This window comes from Streptomyces globosus, assembly GCF_003325375.1.
GTDB lineage: Bacteria > Actinomycetota > Actinomycetes > Streptomycetales > Streptomycetaceae > Streptomyces > Streptomyces globosus_A.
The window spans coordinates 96,899-114,177 of sequence record NZ_CP030862.1 but is presented as its reverse complement, the minus strand read 5'-3'; the positions used below and the strand labels follow the sequence as shown (position 1 = coordinate 114,177).

14 protein-coding genes are annotated in these 17,279 nt (G+C 72.6%); 7 read left to right on the top strand and 7 right to left on the bottom strand.

What is annotated here, in order from left to right; translation table 11 throughout:
- The first annotated feature begins 81 nt into the window (after window positions 1-81).
- Window positions 82-1,611, top strand: coding sequence for a hypothetical protein (locus C0216_RS00520; RefSeq protein ID WP_114053342.1), 1,530 nt, complete (start codon window positions 82-84; stop codon window positions 1,609-1,611).
- 221 nt (window positions 1,612-1,832) lie between these two features.
- Here the strand turns inward: C0216_RS00520 and C0216_RS00515 are convergent, their stop codons facing one another.
- From C0216_RS00515 to C0216_RS00500, 4 genes are all read right to left on the bottom strand, one after another.
- Window positions 1,833-3,041 (bottom strand): acyltransferase family protein, encoded by a 1,209-nt coding sequence (locus C0216_RS00515; RefSeq protein WP_114053341.1) that lies wholly within the window; start codon window positions 3,039-3,041, stop codon window positions 1,833-1,835.
- A gap of 101 nt (window positions 3,042-3,142) precedes the next feature.
- Window positions 3,143-4,450 carry an aldehyde dehydrogenase family protein gene (locus C0216_RS00510; protein ID WP_174250489.1) on the bottom strand — a complete coding sequence of 436 codons (1,308 nt, stop codon included), beginning with the start codon at window positions 4,448-4,450 and terminating at the stop codon, window positions 3,143-3,145.
- Between the two features lie 65 nt (window positions 4,451-4,515).
- On the bottom strand, window positions 4,516-5,619 hold the full coding sequence (locus C0216_RS00505; RefSeq protein WP_114053339.1) for an AMP-binding protein: 1,104 nt from the start codon (window positions 5,617-5,619) through the stop codon (window positions 4,516-4,518).
- Between the two features lie 103 nt (window positions 5,620-5,722).
- Window positions 5,723-6,520: an arylamine N-acetyltransferase family protein gene (locus C0216_RS00500; RefSeq protein WP_114053338.1), complete on the bottom strand. Its 798-nt coding sequence runs from the start codon at window positions 6,518-6,520 to the stop codon at window positions 5,723-5,725.
- 236 nt (window positions 6,521-6,756) lie between these two features.
- Here C0216_RS00500 and C0216_RS00495 point away from each other — a divergent pair, with 236 nt between their 5' ends.
- The 5 genes from C0216_RS00495 (at window position 6,757) to C0216_RS00475 (ending at window position 12,796) form a co-directional block, all read left to right on the top strand.
- Window positions 6,757-8,376, top strand: coding sequence for a carboxylesterase family protein (locus tag C0216_RS00495; protein ID WP_246042235.1), 1,620 nt, complete (start codon window positions 6,757-6,759; stop codon window positions 8,374-8,376).
- Between the two features lie 97 nt (window positions 8,377-8,473).
- A complete protein-coding gene (locus tag C0216_RS00490) occupies window positions 8,474-9,688 on the top strand; it encodes an MFS transporter (protein ID WP_114053336.1) in 1,215 nt (404 codons plus the stop codon).
- A gap of 26 nt (window positions 9,689-9,714) precedes the next feature.
- Window positions 9,715-11,106 carry an FAD-binding oxidoreductase gene (locus C0216_RS00485; RefSeq protein WP_246042233.1) on the top strand — a complete coding sequence of 464 codons (1,392 nt, stop codon included), beginning with the start codon at window positions 9,715-9,717 and terminating at the stop codon, window positions 11,104-11,106.
- Between the two features lie 10 nt (window positions 11,107-11,116).
- The gene (locus tag C0216_RS00480; protein ID WP_246042229.1) at window positions 11,117-11,950 is read left to right on the top strand and encodes an arylamine N-acetyltransferase family protein; all 834 of its coding nucleotides are present in this window, start codon (window positions 11,117-11,119) and stop codon (window positions 11,948-11,950) included.
- Between the two features lie 360 nt (window positions 11,951-12,310).
- Window positions 12,311-12,796, top strand: coding sequence for a hypothetical protein (locus tag C0216_RS00475; protein ID WP_114053334.1), 486 nt, complete (start codon window positions 12,311-12,313; stop codon window positions 12,794-12,796).
- A 211-nt stretch (window positions 12,797-13,007) separates the two neighbouring features.
- Here C0216_RS00475 and C0216_RS00470 read toward each other — a convergent pair whose 3' ends face one another.
- Entirely contained in the window at window positions 13,008-13,868 is an 861-nt protein-coding gene (locus tag C0216_RS00470; protein ID WP_114053333.1) for an arylamine N-acetyltransferase family protein, read from the bottom strand.
- Between the two features lie 3 nt (window positions 13,869-13,871).
- A complete protein-coding gene (locus C0216_RS00465) occupies window positions 13,872-14,897 on the bottom strand; it encodes an aldo/keto reductase (protein WP_114053332.1) in 1,026 nt (341 codons plus the stop codon).
- A 141-nt stretch (window positions 14,898-15,038) separates the two neighbouring features.
- Between C0216_RS00465 and C0216_RS00460 the strand changes: the two genes are divergently transcribed.
- Window positions 15,039-15,980 carry an NADP-dependent oxidoreductase gene (locus C0216_RS00460; protein WP_114053331.1) on the top strand — a complete coding sequence of 314 codons (942 nt, stop codon included), beginning with the start codon at window positions 15,039-15,041 and terminating at the stop codon, window positions 15,978-15,980.
- An 83-nt stretch (window positions 15,981-16,063) separates the two neighbouring features.
- Here C0216_RS00460 and C0216_RS00455 read toward each other — a convergent pair whose 3' ends face one another.
- A complete protein-coding gene (locus C0216_RS00455; protein WP_114053330.1) occupies window positions 16,064-17,260 on the bottom strand; it encodes a 3-hydroxybenzoate 6-monooxygenase in 1,197 nt (398 codons plus the stop codon).
- Between the last annotated feature and the right edge of the window lie 19 nt (window positions 17,261-17,279).

Here is a 17,279-nt window from a genome sequence, read left to right as displayed (position 1 = left end):
GCGCTCCGGACGAGTGACGTCGCAGGACGGGGGCGGCGCGGTGGCGTGCCGCGGGCAGCCCGGACGGCTTATGGGTCTGCCGTGACCACACACCCCCTGCGCGGACGTCCCGCTCTCCTCGCCCTCGCTGCCGCGCTCCTGGCCGCACCCACCGCGGCGGCGGCCACGCCGCCGGAGCACCCCCACGGCACCTTCTCCCAACCGGCAACCACGGCTCCGGTCGGCCCCCGCCCCTCGCCTCCGGCCGACACAGCCCGGTACGTGGAGCGGTTCGAACAGCAGCTCTCCGAGTCCGGCTACGTCTCGCAGTCCGGAACGGAGGAGGTCTTCGACCTGAACCGCCGGTACTGCGAAGGCGTCGTCTTCAGCGGCCTGTGGCCCAACCCCCAGTCGCCCTACATCGTCACCGGCATGCCCGAGGTCCCGGGGCAGGCACCCAACACCAACCCGCCCGCGACGTGGCGCCTGCGCCAGGACGAGGCCGTCGTCCTGATCGGCACGACGCCGCCGCCGGAGGCGTACTTCTCCTTCGACCTCACCCACCTGAAGGGCTCGCTGGCCACCGGCCCGGTCCTGTGGACCTCCGTCGGCGACCCGATCAACAACAAGACGGTGCGCACCCAGGGGCCGACCCCGTACGACCGGCCGTTCGCGCTGGTGGTCACCGGCAACGGGCGCACCCGGGCCGAGGTCAACAAAATGCTGGAGGCCTCCGGCCTGCGCGGGGCGACGAACAACCTGACCATTCCTCCGGCCCTGTACCGGCTCGGCCTGGACCGGGGCTCCGACGAGTTCCTGCTCGCCACCCGCACGCTGCTGCCCGAGACCGGCTTCGAGAAGGCGCTCGACGCGTACCGCGCCTCACCTCCGATCAAGGCCTTCCGGGTCCGGCCGCAGAGCGGCTCCGGGAACGAGAGGAAGCCGGTGTACGCCCCCGACCCGCTGCCCGTCCCCCCGCTGCGCGTCTCCGGGACCGGGGCCACCGAACTCGACCTCAACCCCGCCCTGCAACTGCTGCGCCGGCGCATCATCGAGGCCCACCCGGGCTACGACGTGCACGAGGAGATCGTCGAGCGGGGCTTCGAGGAATCGAACGTGGGGCTGCAGGCCAAGCTGTTCACCGATCCCCCGGTCACCGGGGTGGCCGCGCTGTCCAACGACGCCGACGATCCGATCACGCGGAACTTCTCCCTGCCGGACGGCTCCTTCGCCGTGGCCTACGGCGCGAACCACGTGGCCACCGGCCAGGCGACCTACTCGAGCGTCTCCCTGTACGCCGACCGCAAGGCCTCCGTGTCCCTGGCCGCGCAGAACAACCGCCTCCTCCAGGGCAGCGCGCAGGACTTCATCCCCGACCAGCCGAAGGCCGACAAGCTGTACGCCTGGACCTTCAGCCGCGCCGGAGACGCCGGACCGACCGGGCGGCACGTCACCGCGCTCCCGCCCACCGGCACTGACTTCTGTGCGCAGTACGGCACCGACCGGCCCGTCGACATGAGCACGCTCCGCCTCGTGGCCCGTGCCTACATGCAGCCCGAGACCGCCACCCGCCCCGCCCTCTCCTCGCTCCTCCTGGACCGGCTGCTCGTCTTCACCCCGAAGAAGAAGTAGCGGACCGGCACACGGCGCGCCCCCCGGGTTCGACGGGAACCCGGGGGGCGCGTGGTCGTTGCGGGCGGCCGGTCCTGAATTCCGGCCGGGGGCGGTGCGCGGCGCTCCGGTGGGCGGCGGGGGCTCCGGTGGGGCGGAGGTGCACCGGTGGGGTCGGTGCGCTGCCGGTGGGGCGGGGCCGCGCGGCGGGACGGGCGGGTCCGGACGGGCCGGGCCGGCGGTCAGACCGAAAGGCGGTCACGGGGCTGGTCGGGGGCGCCCGGTGCGGACGCTGCCGCCGCCGCGGCGGCCTTCGCGGCCCTGGCCTTGCGGGAGCTGGAGAAGCGGCGGGTGATGGGCGCCTCGACCCAGGCGTACAGGGCCCAGGAGAGCAGCACCGAGACGACGGCCTGGGCGGCGATCAGGGCGATGCCGACCGGCGTCGAGAAGAGCCCGTCGCCGAGGAGCTCGCGCGAGTAGGCGAGGACGATGTAGTGGACCAGGTAGAAGGCGAAGGAGATCTCGCCGAGCCAGACCATGGGCCGGTTGTTGAAGAGGGTCGGCTTGCTCTCCGCGTCGCGGGCGGCGAACGCGGCGATGACGAGCACGATCGGGATGAGGGTGACCGAGCGCTGCGCGTACAGGTGCTCCACGTTGAGCGCGACGCCGTAGCTCGCGGCCAGCAGCAGCGTCGACCAGACGGTGCCGATGTCGCGCCAGCGGCCGGACATGACCGCGCGGGCGACGAGGATGCCGAGCGCGAAGTCGAGGAGGCGGACCGGCGGCAGGACGTACGCGAACCAGTACTGGACGGTGGAGGTGCCGTCGGCGCCGGGCATCTGCATGCCGCCGCCGGGGATGACCGCGTAGGTCAGCGTCGGCGTGAGCATGATGGCGGCGACGGTGCCGGCGATCCAGAACTTCAGCCGGGAGGCGTCGATCTTCCTGATGCCCAGGTAGAGCAGCGGGAAGGCGAGGTAGAAGATCGCCTCGGCGCCGAGGGACCAGCTGGGCGGGTTGACGCTGAAGTTGGTGTAGAAGTCCGGCACCCAGACCTGGAGCATGAACAGGTTGAGGACGGCCTGCCACGGCTCCGTCATGACGGCCGCGAAGGTGACCAGGGCGAGGCCCCAGGTGACCACGTAGTTCGGGTAGATCTTGACGAAGCGCCGGCGCCAGAAGGCGCGGAAGGTGTCCTTCTCGCGGGCCGACCAGGCCAGGACGAAGCCGCTCAGGACGAAGAAGAACGTGACGCCGAGGGCGCCCGCCTGGGAGACGGCCTTGGCGAAGCCGTCGTTGGCCGCGTCGGACTCGAAGAGGCGGATCCACGGCACGCCGAGGGAGGCGTGGTAGAGGAAGACGAGCAGGGCCGCAGGGAAGCGGAGCCCGGTGAGCGAGTCGAGTCTGGGGAGTCTCAAAGGTCTTGAACCGTCCACTCTGTTCATGGACATGGCAAATTCGGCCCTTTCTCGGGAGGCGGGAACTGCGGCGGGAGTACGCGGGTCCGGGCCGCGGCGGCCCGTTCAGGCCGCGGCCCGGACCCGGGGGTGCGTCAGTCGCGGATGACCGTCTTGGTCCGCATGAGGAACTCACCCAGGTAGCTGTCGTGCGGGACGCCCGGCCGGATCCAGTAGGTCGGGTGGTCGCCCAGGTAGAGGTTGCTGATGGTCGGCTCCGCCAGCAGCTCGTCGATCAGCGCCTCGTCGTCCGTGAACGCGGTCAGCACCAGCGAGTTGCGCAGCGGGCCGATCCCGTCGGCGGGCGACCACGGGGCCACCCACACGCAGGGGAAGGGCAGTTCGATGCCGGCCTGCTCGGCGTCCGGCCGGTCCAGCTGGTGGACCGCCGGGCGCAGGACGGCGCTCCCGTCGCCCAGCTCCTCCACGATGCCGTCGCCGCCCAGGTGCGCGGTCGTGCCCGCGGCGCGGGCCAGCAGGAACGCCTCCAGCTTGCGGGCGCCCTCCGCCGGCTGCACCGCCAGGACGGCCTTCTCGTCCTCGGGCGGCAGGCTCGGGATCGCGGCGAGCCGCTCGGCGATCGCCTGCGCGAGGGGCGCCGGGTCCCCCTCGACCAGCACGGTGGTGGCGTTGATGCAGGCCACTCCGCCCTGGTGGGCGATGGAGTCGACGATGGTGTCGAGGTGGTCGCGCCAGTCGGTGCCCGCCGGGACGAGCATCTTCGAGCGCCCCGGGCCCTGCGGCAGCACGCGGGTGCCCGCGTACTTGCGGACGACCTCGTCGCCGCCGTACACCAGGCCGTAGTCGGCGCTGCGCAGGATCTCGTCCGCCGCGTCGTAGTCCGTGGGCAGCAGCACGACCTGGTCGGCGCCGAAGCCCGCGGCCCGCAGGGCGGAGATCAGGCGGTGCGGGGTGAACGGCTCGCGCCGCGAGGGCCGGACCGCGACCCGGTAGCCCATGGCGAGGGCCTCCACCCACAGCGAGTGCGGGCCGGGGTGGTTGCCGGCCGCGTGCACCGCGAAGACGTCGCCCTTGCGGGTCCACACGGCGCTGCCGCGGCGGGTCTCCTCAGCGCGCCAGTCGTCCACGGCGCCGACGGGGCGCGCCTGGTACGCGGCGACCGGGGCCACCTCGGTGGCCTCGATGATGGCGGCGGTCGCCGCCCGCACGACGCCCATCGGCACACCGGAGACACGGGCGACGGTGCGCTGGTACTCCTCGAAGGTGAGCCCGTCGACGGTCTCCTCGGCGAAGATCCGGCCCGCCCGCGCCAGCGCCGCCGTCCGCTCGGCGGCCGGCAGGGTGCGGGCCTTGCGCAGGGCGTCCATGGCGCGGGTGACGAACAGCTTCGGCACCAGGCTCAGTTCGGCGACCGGTGCGCCCGCCACGTCGGTGACGGTCATGCGCTTGCGGGCGCGGAAGGGTCCGGAGGGCCCGAGCGCGTCGAGCGTGATCAGGCCGGCATCCACTAGTAAACCCCCTCGATGACGGTCTCGTTGTCGAACTCCTGGACCGGCGCGATGTCGGCGACGGAGTCGCCGATCTGCCAGACGCCCTCGGGGCCCGGCACCCGCGTCGCGTAGTCGCGCTCCAGGTTGTTCGGCATGAACAGGCTCTTGCTGACGTGGTGCATGACCACCTGGCCGCGCTCGCCGTACGCGACGGTCTCGCGGGTCCCGGGGTCGACGACGTCGAAGACCATGTGCGGGGCGAACGGGTCGTAGATGCACGGGTCGTCGTCCGTCAGGCCCGGGCGCTCGCTGGCGTTGCCGAGGATCATCGTCGAGCCGTAGCCGCTGTACAGGTGGGCCTTCGGGAAGACCTCGGTGCGGTACAGGTAGCGGGTGTCGGCGTCCATCTGGGTGCCGACCCAGTTGATGGCCTTGACCTTCTCGTCGATGAGCTTGGCGAGGTCCTCGCGGCGGGCCAGGCGCTCCAGGACCGGCGGGGTGCACATCAGGACGCCGATGTCCTGCGTCTGGAGCAGGAAGGCCACCTGGTCGACGATGTGCTCGGCGTAGGCGCCCGCCTCGGCGGTCTTGCCGTCGGCGATGAGCTTCTTCACCCAGCGCGGGTCGAGGTCGACGGTGAACGCCAGGCCGCCGCGGAAGGCCGTCTGCCGCTTGATGACGTCGCCCACCATGTGCGGGCCGGTCGGGGCGACGACCAGCCAGTTCACGCCCTGCGGGACGCCGTGGCGGTCCAGCTGGCCGCTGCTCCAGGCGAGCAGCCGGTCCAGCCACTCCTTCAGCAGGACGATGCGCTTGGGGGCGCCGGTGGTGCCGCCGCTCTCGTACACGCCCACCACGTCCGGGCGGTCGCCGTAGCCGCGGGGTATGAGGTCCTCGGCGCGGACGTCGCGGAGCTCGTTGGCCAGGTTCGGGAAGCGGCCGAGGTCGGCGAATCCGCCGATGTCCGTCAGCGGGTCGAAACCGAGAGTTCCCGCGCGCTCGATCCAGAACGGCGAACCCGTTTCCGGGGAGAAATGCCACCGCAGAGCGGCGCGCAGGAATTCGTCGGGGTCCGGCTGGGTGTCGAGGGGAAATTCCAGCAGGGGATCAACGGTGGACACAAATGCTCCTTCCGGGTACGGAGTATCGCCGTACTCTTCGCATCGTGCGCCGGTGCCGGGGAGGCGGTCCACGTTATTCCGCTGAGTCCGTCAACTGTCTGTGTCAGGTCAGCTGGATCCCGACCGTCCGCTTCACGCCATCCCCTTCGGGCAGTTCGCCGAGGCCGATTCCGAAGTGGGTGCGGTAGGCGTCGAGGACGGCCGCGTCCGACGTGAGCGGCTCGATCGTGCGCTGCCCGCCGTCCACCCTGACCAGGCGCCTGTTCTTCAGCGTGACGCGGCCGTCGGCCAGCGGCATCGAGCAGAACAGCTCCTGGAGGAAGGGCGAGTCGGGGCAGCTGCGCCACCACCACAGGGTCGGCGCGAAGTCGTCGAGCCGGCACGGCCGGTCGTCGAGCCGGTACAGCGGCCTGCCGTCGAGCAGCACGTCGGCGCCGCCGCCCTCCACGGGCGCGACCAGGTACTCGCCGTGCGGGTCTTTCTGCACGTCAGAGCATGTGAGGCGGAGCGGGTGGCGGCTGTTGCGGCCGAATCCGGCATCGACCAGCCACGGCTCGTCCAGCGTGACCCGCAGCGCGAGGTGACACATCGCGGGGCCCAGGCCGTCCGGCCGGTGGACCCGGCCCGGCAGGATCTCCACCCGGTAGCCGAGCGCCCGGAGCAGCTCGGCGAAGGCGGAGTTCACCTCGTAGCAGCCGCCGCCGCGGCGCTGCCGGACGATCTTGTCGACGGCCTGCTCGCCGAGGTGGATCTCCCTCCCGAGGTGGTAGTCGATGTTCTCGAAGGGCACCGTCAGGACATGCCGCTCCTGGAGGTGCCGCAGCCCTTCCAGATCCGCTTTCCGCGGCTTTTCCGCACCGATCCGCCCGAGGTATTCGGCCACTCCCGCGTCGTCCAGCATTGCGTTCTCCTTGACCATTCGAACCCGGCAGCGTACGACGAACGAAAATACACGCGCGCCCGCGGGCGGCCCGCCGATCTGACGGACAAGACGGCACCTGACAAAGTGCCCCGCCGCGCGTTGCCCTCCCCGCGCGCGCTTACCAGCATCGGGTGGTCCAGAGTCATCCGACGCGGCGTTTTTCGATGAGTCGGTGTGACTGCCCGCCCGCCGATGACGATGGAGAAACCACGGCCATGGCACCTTCCGCCGCCCACAGCCCCTCGCCGGAAGACGGGGACGTGCTGGTCCGCACCACGGCCGGCACGGTCGCCGGAGAGCGCGCCGGACGGCTGTCCGTCTTCCGCGGCGTGCCCTACGCCCGGCCCCCGGTCGGCGCACTGCGCTTCGCCTCGCCGCGCCCGCCCGTCCCGTGGAGCGGCATCCGCGACGCCCGCTCCTTCGCCCCCGAGTCCCTCCAGCCGATCATCCCCGGCAGCTCCGAGGACTCCCTGTACGCCAACGTGTGGACGCCCGGCACCGACCCGGAGCGGCGCCGCCCGGTGTTCGTCTACATCCACGGCGGCGGCTGGATGGTCGGCGGCGGCAGCCTGCCCGTGTACGACGGCGCGCGCCTCGCCGACCGCGGCGACCTGGTCGTCGTCACCTTCAACTACCGCCTCGGCGCACTGGGCTTCGGGCTGCACGAGGAGTTCACCGACCCCGATACCGGCGACTTCGCCGACTGGGGCCTCCAGGACCAGGCGGCCCTGCTGCGCTGGGTGCACGCCAACGCCGCCGCGTTCGGCGGCGACCCCGGCAACATCACCCTCGCCGGCACCTCGGCGGGCGGCGCCAGCGCCTGGCAGCTGTCCCTGCTTCCCGAACTGCGCGGCATCATCCGCCGGATCGTCCCGATCAGCGCCTGCCACGTGTGGGAGCCGTCCACCTCGCTGACCCCGGCCGACGCCCGCCTCGCCTACGAGGGCGTCGCCCGGCGCCTCGGCACCACCGTCGCCGGCCTGCGCGAAGTGCCCGCCGCCGACCTGATGAACGCCTGGGAGGACGTCTTCGGGGGCCTGCCCGGCGGCCGGGAGGTCGCCTCCGCCCGCGAGTTCCGCGGCCCGGTCGTCGACGGCCGCTGGATGAGCGCCTTCGACTGGGAGCTGCCCACCCCCGACGTGCCGGTCATGGCGGTGCACACCCGTACCGAGGGCTCCTTCTACACCGGCCCCTGCCCGCCGCAGCCGACCCCGACCCCGCCGCCCGCCGACGCGGCCGAGCTGCGCGAGGCCGTGCGCGGCGTCCTCGACAAGGGCTCCGCCAAGGTCACCGACGAACTCGTCGACTCCTGCATCGCCGCGTACCGGGAGGCGGCCGAGGCCGAGGGGCTCCCGCAGGACCCGCTCTCGCTGTGGACGGAGATCTGGGGCGACGCGCTGTTCCGCTACCAGATCGTCCGGCTGTCCGAGCGGCACGCCCGGCACGGCACCTCGCCGCAGTACGTGATGGAGTTCGCGCACCCCGTGCGCGCCCCGCACCACGGCACCCCGCACGAGGCGACCTCGCCGTTCCTCTTCGGCACGTACGCCGACACCGCCGCGATCGCCGCCACCTACCCGGTACCGCCGGAGATCCCGCTGTTCCACGACGGGCCGGGCGAGCGCGCCGTCTCCGAGACCTTCATGGACCTGGTCGCCGCGTTCGCCCGCGACGGCGTCCCCGCGGCCCCCGCCGCCCCGCAGTGGCCGGTCTTCGACCCCGGGACGCCCAGCACGCTCGTCCTCGGCGGCGAGCCGGTCGCCCGGATCGCGGCCGCGTCGAAGGCGCGGCAGCTGCGGTTCTGGGACGACGCCGGCTGGGTCCCGCGCACCTGACCGGGCGCCGCCCGCACACGAGACCGACACGCGGCCGCCCGCCGCCTCCCCGCAGGGCGGCCCCCGCACCCGTCAGACACGAATGAGGTTTCCTGCCATGGCAACACTCGACACACCCGCCGACACCGCAGCACCGCCGCAGGCGGAGGAGCGCACCACGCTGAAGGCCTGGTTCGCGGTCGTCTCCGTCGCGGTCGGCATCTTCACCCTGGTCACCGCCGAGCAGCTGCCGATCGGCCTGCTCACCTCCGTCGGCTCCGCCCTCCAGGTCTCCGAGGGCACGGCCGGCCTCATGGTGACCGTGCCCGGCCTGGTCGCCGCGCTGTCGGCGCCGCTCGTCCCGGTCGTCGTCGGCCGCATGGACCGCCGGTACCTGCTCGTGGGCCTGATGACCGTCATGGCCGTCGCCAACCTGGTCACCGTCCTCGCCCCGAACTTCGGGATCCTGCTCGCCTCCCGCGTGCTCGTCGGCGTCACCATCGGCGGCTTCTGGGCCATCGCGGGCGGCCTCGCCTTCCGCCTGGTGCAGCCCGCGGCGATCCCCCGCGCCACCGCGCTGATCTTCGGCGGCGTCGCCGCCGCGAACGTCCTCGGCGTACCGACCGGCACCCTGATCGGCGGCCTCGCCGGCTGGCGCACCGCGTTCGCCGTGCTCGGCGTCCTCGCCTTCGCGGTCCTCGTCGCCCTGCTCGTGCTGCTGCCGAAGCTGCCCGCCACCAAGCCCGTCAGCGTCCCCGAGCTCCTCGCCCAGTTCGGCAACCGCGGCGTCCGCGCCGGCATCATCGCCACCGCGCTGATCGTCACCGGCCACCTGGCCGCGTACACCTACGTCAGCCCCATGCTCCAGCAGGTGTCCGGCGTCGACGAGGACCTGATCAGCCTCCTGCTGCTCGGCTTCGGCGTCGCCGGCATCGTCGGCAACTTCGTCGCCGGCGCGGCCGTCTCCAAGAACCTCGCCCGGACCATGACCGTCATCATCGTCGCGCTCGCCGCCGCGATGCTGCTCTTCCCCGTCCTCGGCCGGAGCCAGGCCGGCGGCATCGCCCTGCTCGTCCTGTGGGGCCTGGCCTTCGGCGGCGTCTCCGTCAGCCTGCAGACCTGGATGCTGAAGTACGCGCCCGACTCGATGGAGGCCGCCTCGGCCCTGTGGGTGTCCGTCTTCAACCTGTCCATCGCGCTCGGCGCGCTCGTCGGCGGCCTCGTCGCCGACAACATCGAGCTCACCACGGTCGCGTGGATCGGCGGCGCCGTGGTCCTGCTGACCGCCGCCACCCTCCCCTCGCTGCGCCTCTCCGGCAAGGCGGCGCAGTGAACCACCCGTTGGAGAAGGGAACGTCCGTGTCCACCACCGACCTGTCCGCACTCGGCGCCGAGCTGCGCGGCCCGCTGCTGCTGCCCGGCACCGACGGGTACGAGGAGGAGACCCTCGGCTTCAACCGGATCCTGCCGCAGATCCGGCCCGCCGCCGTGGTCGTCGCCGACGGCACCGCCGACATCATCGCCGCCGTCCGCTTCGCCTCCCGCCGCGGCATCGCCGTCGCCGTCCAGGCGACCGGCCACGGCGTGTCCGTGCCCGCCGACGGCGCCCTGCTGGTCAACACCCGCAACCTCACCGGTGTGCGGATCGACCCGCGCGCCCGCGCCGCCCGCATCGAGCCCGGCGTGCAGTGGAGCCGCGTCATCCAGGAGGCCGCCCCCTTCGGGCTGGCCCCCCTCAACGGCGCCTCCCCCGGCGTCGGCGTGGTCTCGTACCACCTCGGCGGCGGCCTCGGCCCGCTCGGCCGCTCCTACGGCTACGCCGCCGACCACGTCAGGAACTTCGACCTGGTCACCGCGGACGGCGAACTGCTCCACGTGTCCCCCGACGACCACCCCGACCTGTTCTGGGCGCAGCGCGGCGGCAAGGGGAACTTCGGCGTGATCACCTCGATCGAGATCGGCCTGTTCCCGGTCTCCCGGCTGTACGGCGGCGGCCTGTTCCTGCCCGGCGAGCACATCGAGCGGATCCTGCCGGCCTGGCGCGACTGGACGCAGGCCCTGCCGGACGCGATGCAGTCGTCGATCGCCGTGATGCGCTTCCCCGACATCGACGTCCTGCCGGAGCCGGTGCGGGGCCGCTTCCTCGCCCACATCCGGATCGCGTTCAACGGCTCGAACGAGGAGGGCGCCGAGCTGGTGCGCCCGCTGCGCGAGCTGGTCGAGCCGGTCCTCGACACGGTCGCGGACATGCCGTACACGGACGTCGCCGACATCAACATGGACCCCACGGTCCCCGCCGTGTACTTCGAGCGCTCCACCCGCATCCGCGAGCTCGACGACGCCGCCATCGCCGCCCTGATCCCGCTGATCAAGGAGGGGGCGGACGCCGTCCGCCCCGGCATCGAGCTGCGCCACCTCGGCGGCGCGCTGGGCCGGCAGCCCGAGCACCCCAACGCCGTCCCGCACCGGGACACCGCGTACACCCTGTTCGCGGGCGCGCCGGTGTGGCCCGAACACGTGCAGGACGTACGGGAGTTCCAGGAGCGGCTGATGGAGGAGATGGAGCCCTGGAGGATCGGCGGCCCGTTCCTCAGCTTCATCAGCGCCCTGGAGAGCTCGCCCGAGCACCTGCGCTCGGCGTACGACCCGCAGACGTACGAGCGGCTCGTCGCCGCCAAGGACGCCTACGACCCGCAGAACGTGTTCCGCGTGAACCACAACATCCCGCCGACCGGGTGGCGTGCCCGGTGAGGGGGACCCGATGACGAAGGAGACGACAGGCATGCTCAGCGACGCGATGGTGGACGCCTACCTGGAGCGGATCGGCGCCCGCCGGCCCGAGCGCGCCGACATCCACGGGCTGCGGCACCTCCAGGAGCGGCACGTGCTGTCGGTGCCCTTCGAGAACATCGACTACCACGTCGAGGGCGCCGAGCTGGGCCTGGACCGCGAGTTCCTCTACGACAAGATCGTCACCCGGCGGCGCGGCGGCGGCTGCTACGAGCTGAACCCGTCCTTCGGGCACCTCCTGGAGGCCCTCGGCTACCGGGTGGAGATCCTCTCCGGGCAGGTCTTCCTGGGCGGCGCGTTCGGCGCCCCGCTCTGCCACCTCGCGCTCCGCGTCGACCTGGACGGGGAGGAGTGGCTCGTCGACGTCGGCTTCGGCAAGAACAGCCGCTTCCCGCTCCCCGTCGGCACCTCGGAGGTGCAGAAGGACCCGCACGGCGACTACCGCGTGGTGCGGCCCGAGGAGGGCGGCATCCAGGTCGAGCTGAACGGGGGCATCCAGTACCGGCTCGACGAACGCCCCGTCCGCATCGAGGACTTCCTCCCGACGCTGTGGTGGTACCGCACCGCGCCCGACTCGGTCTTCCTGCACAACCTGATCGTCTCCCACCAGAAGGAGGACGGCCGCGTCACCGTCAACGGCCGGGAGCTGACCCGCACGACCGCGGCCGGCCGGGAGACCGTCGAACTGCCCGACGACGCGGCCCTGCTGGCGGCGTACGAGGAGCACTTCGGGATCGTCCTCGACACGGTGCCGCAGCAGCCGGACGTGGACCCCGCCGTCCGCATCATCATGCAGATCGACTGAGGCCCCTCCCCTTCCGCCGCCAGGCCCTGCGCCGCATCCGGACCCGGATGCGGCGCAGGGCCTTTTCGCGGGGGATCTCCCGGCCTTACGGGAGCTTTTCCCACAGGTCTCCTTTACGGGGCCTGCCGGAGCTCCACAGGGGCCGTGGACGGCCTTTCGGGGCTGTTTGCAGGACCGGGACGGCAAGGCCTTTCGAGGGCCGCCCGCCGCACGCCGCAACGCCCTTTACGCAGACTTGACGAATCGCCTCCTGGTCCATACCGCACGCGAATTCGACGGCCCATCATGGAAATCGAAGCCGCCGCGTTCACCGCCGGCCCCGGTAATCCATCCGTTTTCGAATCCATGGGAGAGATCCACATGCGCAAGAGCACCCGTATCAAGGTCGGCGTACTCGCGGGCGTCGCCGCGCTCGCCACCGCGACGGCCGTCACGGGCTCGGCGAACGCCGCCGCCGACGGCTCCAGCGGCTGCCTGACCCTCCCGGGCAGCTGGAAGGTCGTGGACGACAACACCGGGGAGACCTTCCTCGGCAGCTACCACGGCAGCGCCTGGGCGTCGGCCGGCACGGTCAACTTCACCTCGCCGAACAACACCACGACCGCCTCGCACGGCGAGTGGAAGCAGACCGGCTGCGGCACCTACTCCGACACCGACACCGCCCTGCTGCTCGGTGCGGACGGCAAGGCCAACTCCACCATCACGTTCCAGGCCAACATCACCGTCACCGGCCGGAACACCGCCAACTTCGACTTCGCGTACAAGATCCACGGCCTGGACGGCTCGTACGTCACCGGCGGCTCCTCCACCGGCAAGGGCACCCGTATCGGCGTCCAGCCCCGCTGAACACGCTGAACCCCCTTCCGCCCCTTCCCCCTGTGGCGCCCGAACGGGCCCGGCGAATCCCCCCGCCGGGCCCGTTCGGCATGCGCGGGCGCCTTTCGCTGCCGCGGCAGCCGCCCGCCCGCCGCGGCCGCCACGGAAGCGGGGCCCGCGGCGCGCACCGGGAGGGTGTGCGCCGCGGGCCCCGCGGGCGGTACGGCGGAGGGGAGGCGGGTCAGGCGCCCCCGGCCGGCGGTGCGGGCAGCGCCGCGACGACGGCCTTGGCCTCGTCCTCCGTCAGCTCGATGCCGAACCGCTCGTCCAGCAGCGAGCGGACCTCGCCGTCCGTGATGTACCGGACCTCGCTGCCGCCGTCGGAGCGGGTCAGCGTGAGCTTGCGGTGGTTGAGGTTCAGCCGCCAGTCCTCCGCGATGCGCTCCAGGAAGACCCGCCCGGTGAAGGGCGAGCTGGAGTGCGTGGAGATGAAGTAGTTGGCCACCACGCAGTCGATGTGGTGGTGCCCCTCCGTGGCGTACCAGTACAGCGGGAACCAGCCGTCGCCCCGCTTCAGCCAGAGCACCCACTCCTTGTCGGAGCCCTCCGCCCGGGCCAGCCGGTACGTCCAGCCGCCCTGCTCGGAGACGGTCCCGTCGCGGACGGGGACCGGCTCCAGCGGGCCCTCGTCGCCGAAGCCGACGTCGGCGAGCCACGTCTCCCCGCCGACGGCCACGCTCAGCATCAGGTGCGTCCGCGGCAGCGGCTTCGGCGCGTCCAGGACCGGGCGGGCGTACAGGCGGGTCACCTCGAAGCCGAGCCGCTCCAGGAGCACCGCGAAGAGCATGTTGTGCTCGTAGCAGTAGCCGCCGCGCCGGCGGCGCACCAGCTTGTCCTGGACGGCCTCGATGTCGATGTCGATGCCGCGGCCCAGCAGGATGTCGAGGTTCTCGAACGGGATGGCCAGGGCGTGCGCCCGGTGCAGCCTGCGCAGGGTCTCCGCGGTCGGCTCCAGCGGGCCCGCGACGCCCAGGCGGTCGAGGTACGCACCGACGTCGAGCCTGTCGGCCTGCCACTGGGCGGCGCTGCCGATCTGCACCACCGGTCAGCCCGCCTGGCCCGAGGCGCCGGACTTCTTCTCGCTGTCGAGCATGGCCATGCCCTCGGCGTCGAAGCGGGTGCCGGCGACCTCCTCGGCGGGCACGGCCCGCTCGATCTCGGCGACGTCCTCGGCGGTCAGCTCCAGGGAGAGCGCGCCGAGGGCCTCGGCGAGCTGGTCGCGGCGGCGGGAGCCGACGACGGGGACGATGTCCGCGCCCTGGGCCATCGCCCAGCCGATCGCCAGCTGCGAGGTGGTGACGCCCTTGGCCTCGGCGACCTTGCCGAGGGCGGCGACCAGCTGCAGGTTGCGGTCGAGGTTCTCGCCGCTGAAGCGCGGGAAGCTGCTGCGGCCGTCGTCCTTGGCGGTGGCGCGCTGGTGGTTCCAGCGGCCCGACAGCAGGCCCCGGGCGAGGACGCCGTACGCCGTGACGGCCGTGCCCAGCTCGCGGGCGGTCGGCAGGATCTCGTCCTCGATCGAGCGGGACAGCAGCGAGTACTCGATCTGGAGGTCCGCGATCGGGTGCACGGCGGAGGCGCGGCGCAGGGTCTCCGCACCGATCTCGGACAGGCCGATGTGCCGGACGTAGCCGGCCTCCACCATCTCCTTGATCGCGCCGATGGTCTCCTCGATCGGCACCGCCGGGTCCAGGCGCGCCGGGCGGTAGACGTCGACGTAGTCGGTGCCGAGCCGCTGGAGGGTCTGCGCCAGGGAGTTCTTGACCGCCTCCGGGCGGTTGTCCACGCCCAGGATGCCGCCCGCCGGGTCGCGCAGGACGCCGAACTTGACGCTGAGGGTGAGCTGCTCGCGGTCGTGGCTCTGCAGCACCTCGCGCACCAGGAGCTCGTTGTGGCCGCTGCCGTAGAAGTCGCCGGTGTCGAGGAGGGTGATGCCCGCCTCGATGGCGGCGTGCGCGGTGGCGACCCCCTCGGCCCGGTCGGCGGGGCCGTAGAAGTCGGACATGGACATCAGGCCGAGGCCGAGAGCGGAAACCTCGGGGCCGGCCGAACCAAGTGATCGCAGCTGAGTCATATGGCAGAGCATTGCGCCGGTGTTCTGCGAAGCAGAAACAATTTCCGGCCGCTGTGTCAGGTCGCGGGAAAACACGAATGGCCGGATATCGACGGGTGCCCGGCTTTACAACCGGACACGCGCGCACAGATCATGGAATGCATGACAGAAACCATGCGCACGGTGCGTCAGGAAGCCCTCGGCGGCGCCGAAGTCCTCAACCTGACGGATTCTCCGATCCCCGCTCCCAATGCCACCGAAATTCTGGTAAAGACGCACGCCGCCGGCGTGAATCCGATCGACTGGAAGATCCGCGAATACGGATTGTGGCTGACCCCGCCGTTCGGTGTCGGCTGGGACGTGTCCGGCACGGTCGTGGCCGTCTCGCCCGGCGAGAACCGCTTCAAGGTCGGCGACGAGGTCTTCGGCCTGCCCGCCTTCCCGAACGAGGCCGCCGGGTACTCCGAGTACGTCGCCGGGCCCGCCCGCCACTTCGCCCGCAAGCCGTCCGCCCTCGACCACGTGCAGGCGGCCGCCCTCCCGATGGCCGCCCTGACGGCCTGGCAGGCGCTCGTCGACGGCGCGGACGTCCAGCCCGGCCAGCGCGTCCTGGTCCACGCGGCGGCCGGCGGCGTCGGCCACCTCGCGGTGCAGATCGCCAAGGCCCGCGGGGCGTACGTCATCGGCACCGCCAGCGCCGCCAAGCACGACGCGCTGCGCGGCCTCGGCGCCGACGAGGTCGTCGACTACACCGCCGTGGACTTCACCGAGGCCGTCAAGGACGTCGACGTCGTCCTCGACCTGATCGGCGGCGAGTACGAGGACCGCTCGCTGCGCACCCTGCGCCCGGGCGGCACCTACATCGGCGTCATCAACCCGCTCGCCCTGGACGAGATCAGGGCCAAGGCGGAGGCCCTGGGCCTGCGCGGCATCACAGTCAACGTGGCGCCCGACCACGCGGTCCTGGAGCAGGTGGCGGCCCTCGCCGAAGAGGGCCGGCTGCGCCCGCTGGTCGCCGGGACCTTCCCCCTCCAGGACGTCCGCAAGGCGCACGAACTGAGCCAGTCCCAGCGCGCCACGGGCAAGATCGTCCTCACCTTCTGACCCGGCCGGGGCGCAGGACGCCGAAGGGGCGGCGCGGACACGGAAGTGTCCCCGCCGCCCCGTCCGCGTGCGCCGTCCGGCGGTCAGCCGGCCTCCGGGGCCGCCGGGTCGAAGCCCTCGCGGCCGTGCAGCCAAGCCACCTCGTCGTACATGGCCGCGGGCGCAAGAGAGGAGAGCATCGCGTTGCGCTCCACGCGGGCCCCGCCCGCCGCGTGGTAGAGGCGGCGCCCCATCTCGCGGGCCACCAGCTGGACGCGGGCGGTGCGTTCGCGGCGGGCCGCCCCGTACTTCTCCAGGCGCTGCTCGAAATCGGCCGGGCAGCCGTCCAGCAGGCCCGACAGCACCACCGCGTCCTCGACGGCCTGGCAGGCCCCCTGGGCGGCGTACTGGAGCATCGGGTGCGCGGCGTCGCCGAGGAGGGCGACGCGGCCCTCGGTCCACCGCTCGACCGGGTCGCGGTCGCACAGCACCCACGCCTTCCAGTCCCGGCCCAGCTCCAGCAGCCGGCGGGCGGCGCCCGACAGCTCCGGGAAGGCCGCGAGGACGTCGCCGTCCCCGGTGGGGACGCCCGCCACCGCCTCGGCGGCGCCGTCGTCGCGGGTCGCGGCCAGGTTCACGTACCGGCCCGAGGAGACCGGGTAGTGGACGAAGTGCCACTTCGGGCCGGCCCACAGCGTCACCGCGTTCGGGCGCAGCTCCTGCGGAACCTCCTCCGCGGGGATCACCGTGCGGTAGATCGTGTGCCCCGACACGCGCGGCGCGCCGTCCCCGACGAGCTGCCGCCGCACCGCCGAGTGCAGGCCGTCGGCGCCGATCAGCGCGTCTCCGGTGATGCGGCGGCCGTCGGCCAGGACCGCCGCGGCCGTCCCGGCCCGCTGCTCGTAGCCGACGACGCGGTGGCGGCCCAGCAGCTCCACGCCGGGGTGCCGGCGGACCGCCTCCAGCAGCGGCAGGTACAGGTCCACGCGGTGCACGACGGCGTACGGGTTGCCGAAGCGGGCGCGGTACTCCGGCCCCACCGGCATCGCGGCGACCCGCTCGCCGGTCGTGCCGTCCATGAACCGCAGCTCGTCGACGACGACCGCCCGGTCGCGGACCTCCCGGCCCACGCCGAGCAGGTCCAGCGCGCGGAAGGCGTTCGGGCCGAGCTGGATGCCGGCGCCGACCTCGGTGAAGACCTCCCGGGACTCCAGGACCGTGATCCGGTGCCCGCGCCGGGCCAGCCCGAGCGCCGCGGCGAGGCCGCCGATGCCGCCGCCGGCGATGAGTATCTCGGCCATGGGATCTCACTCCCCTCTC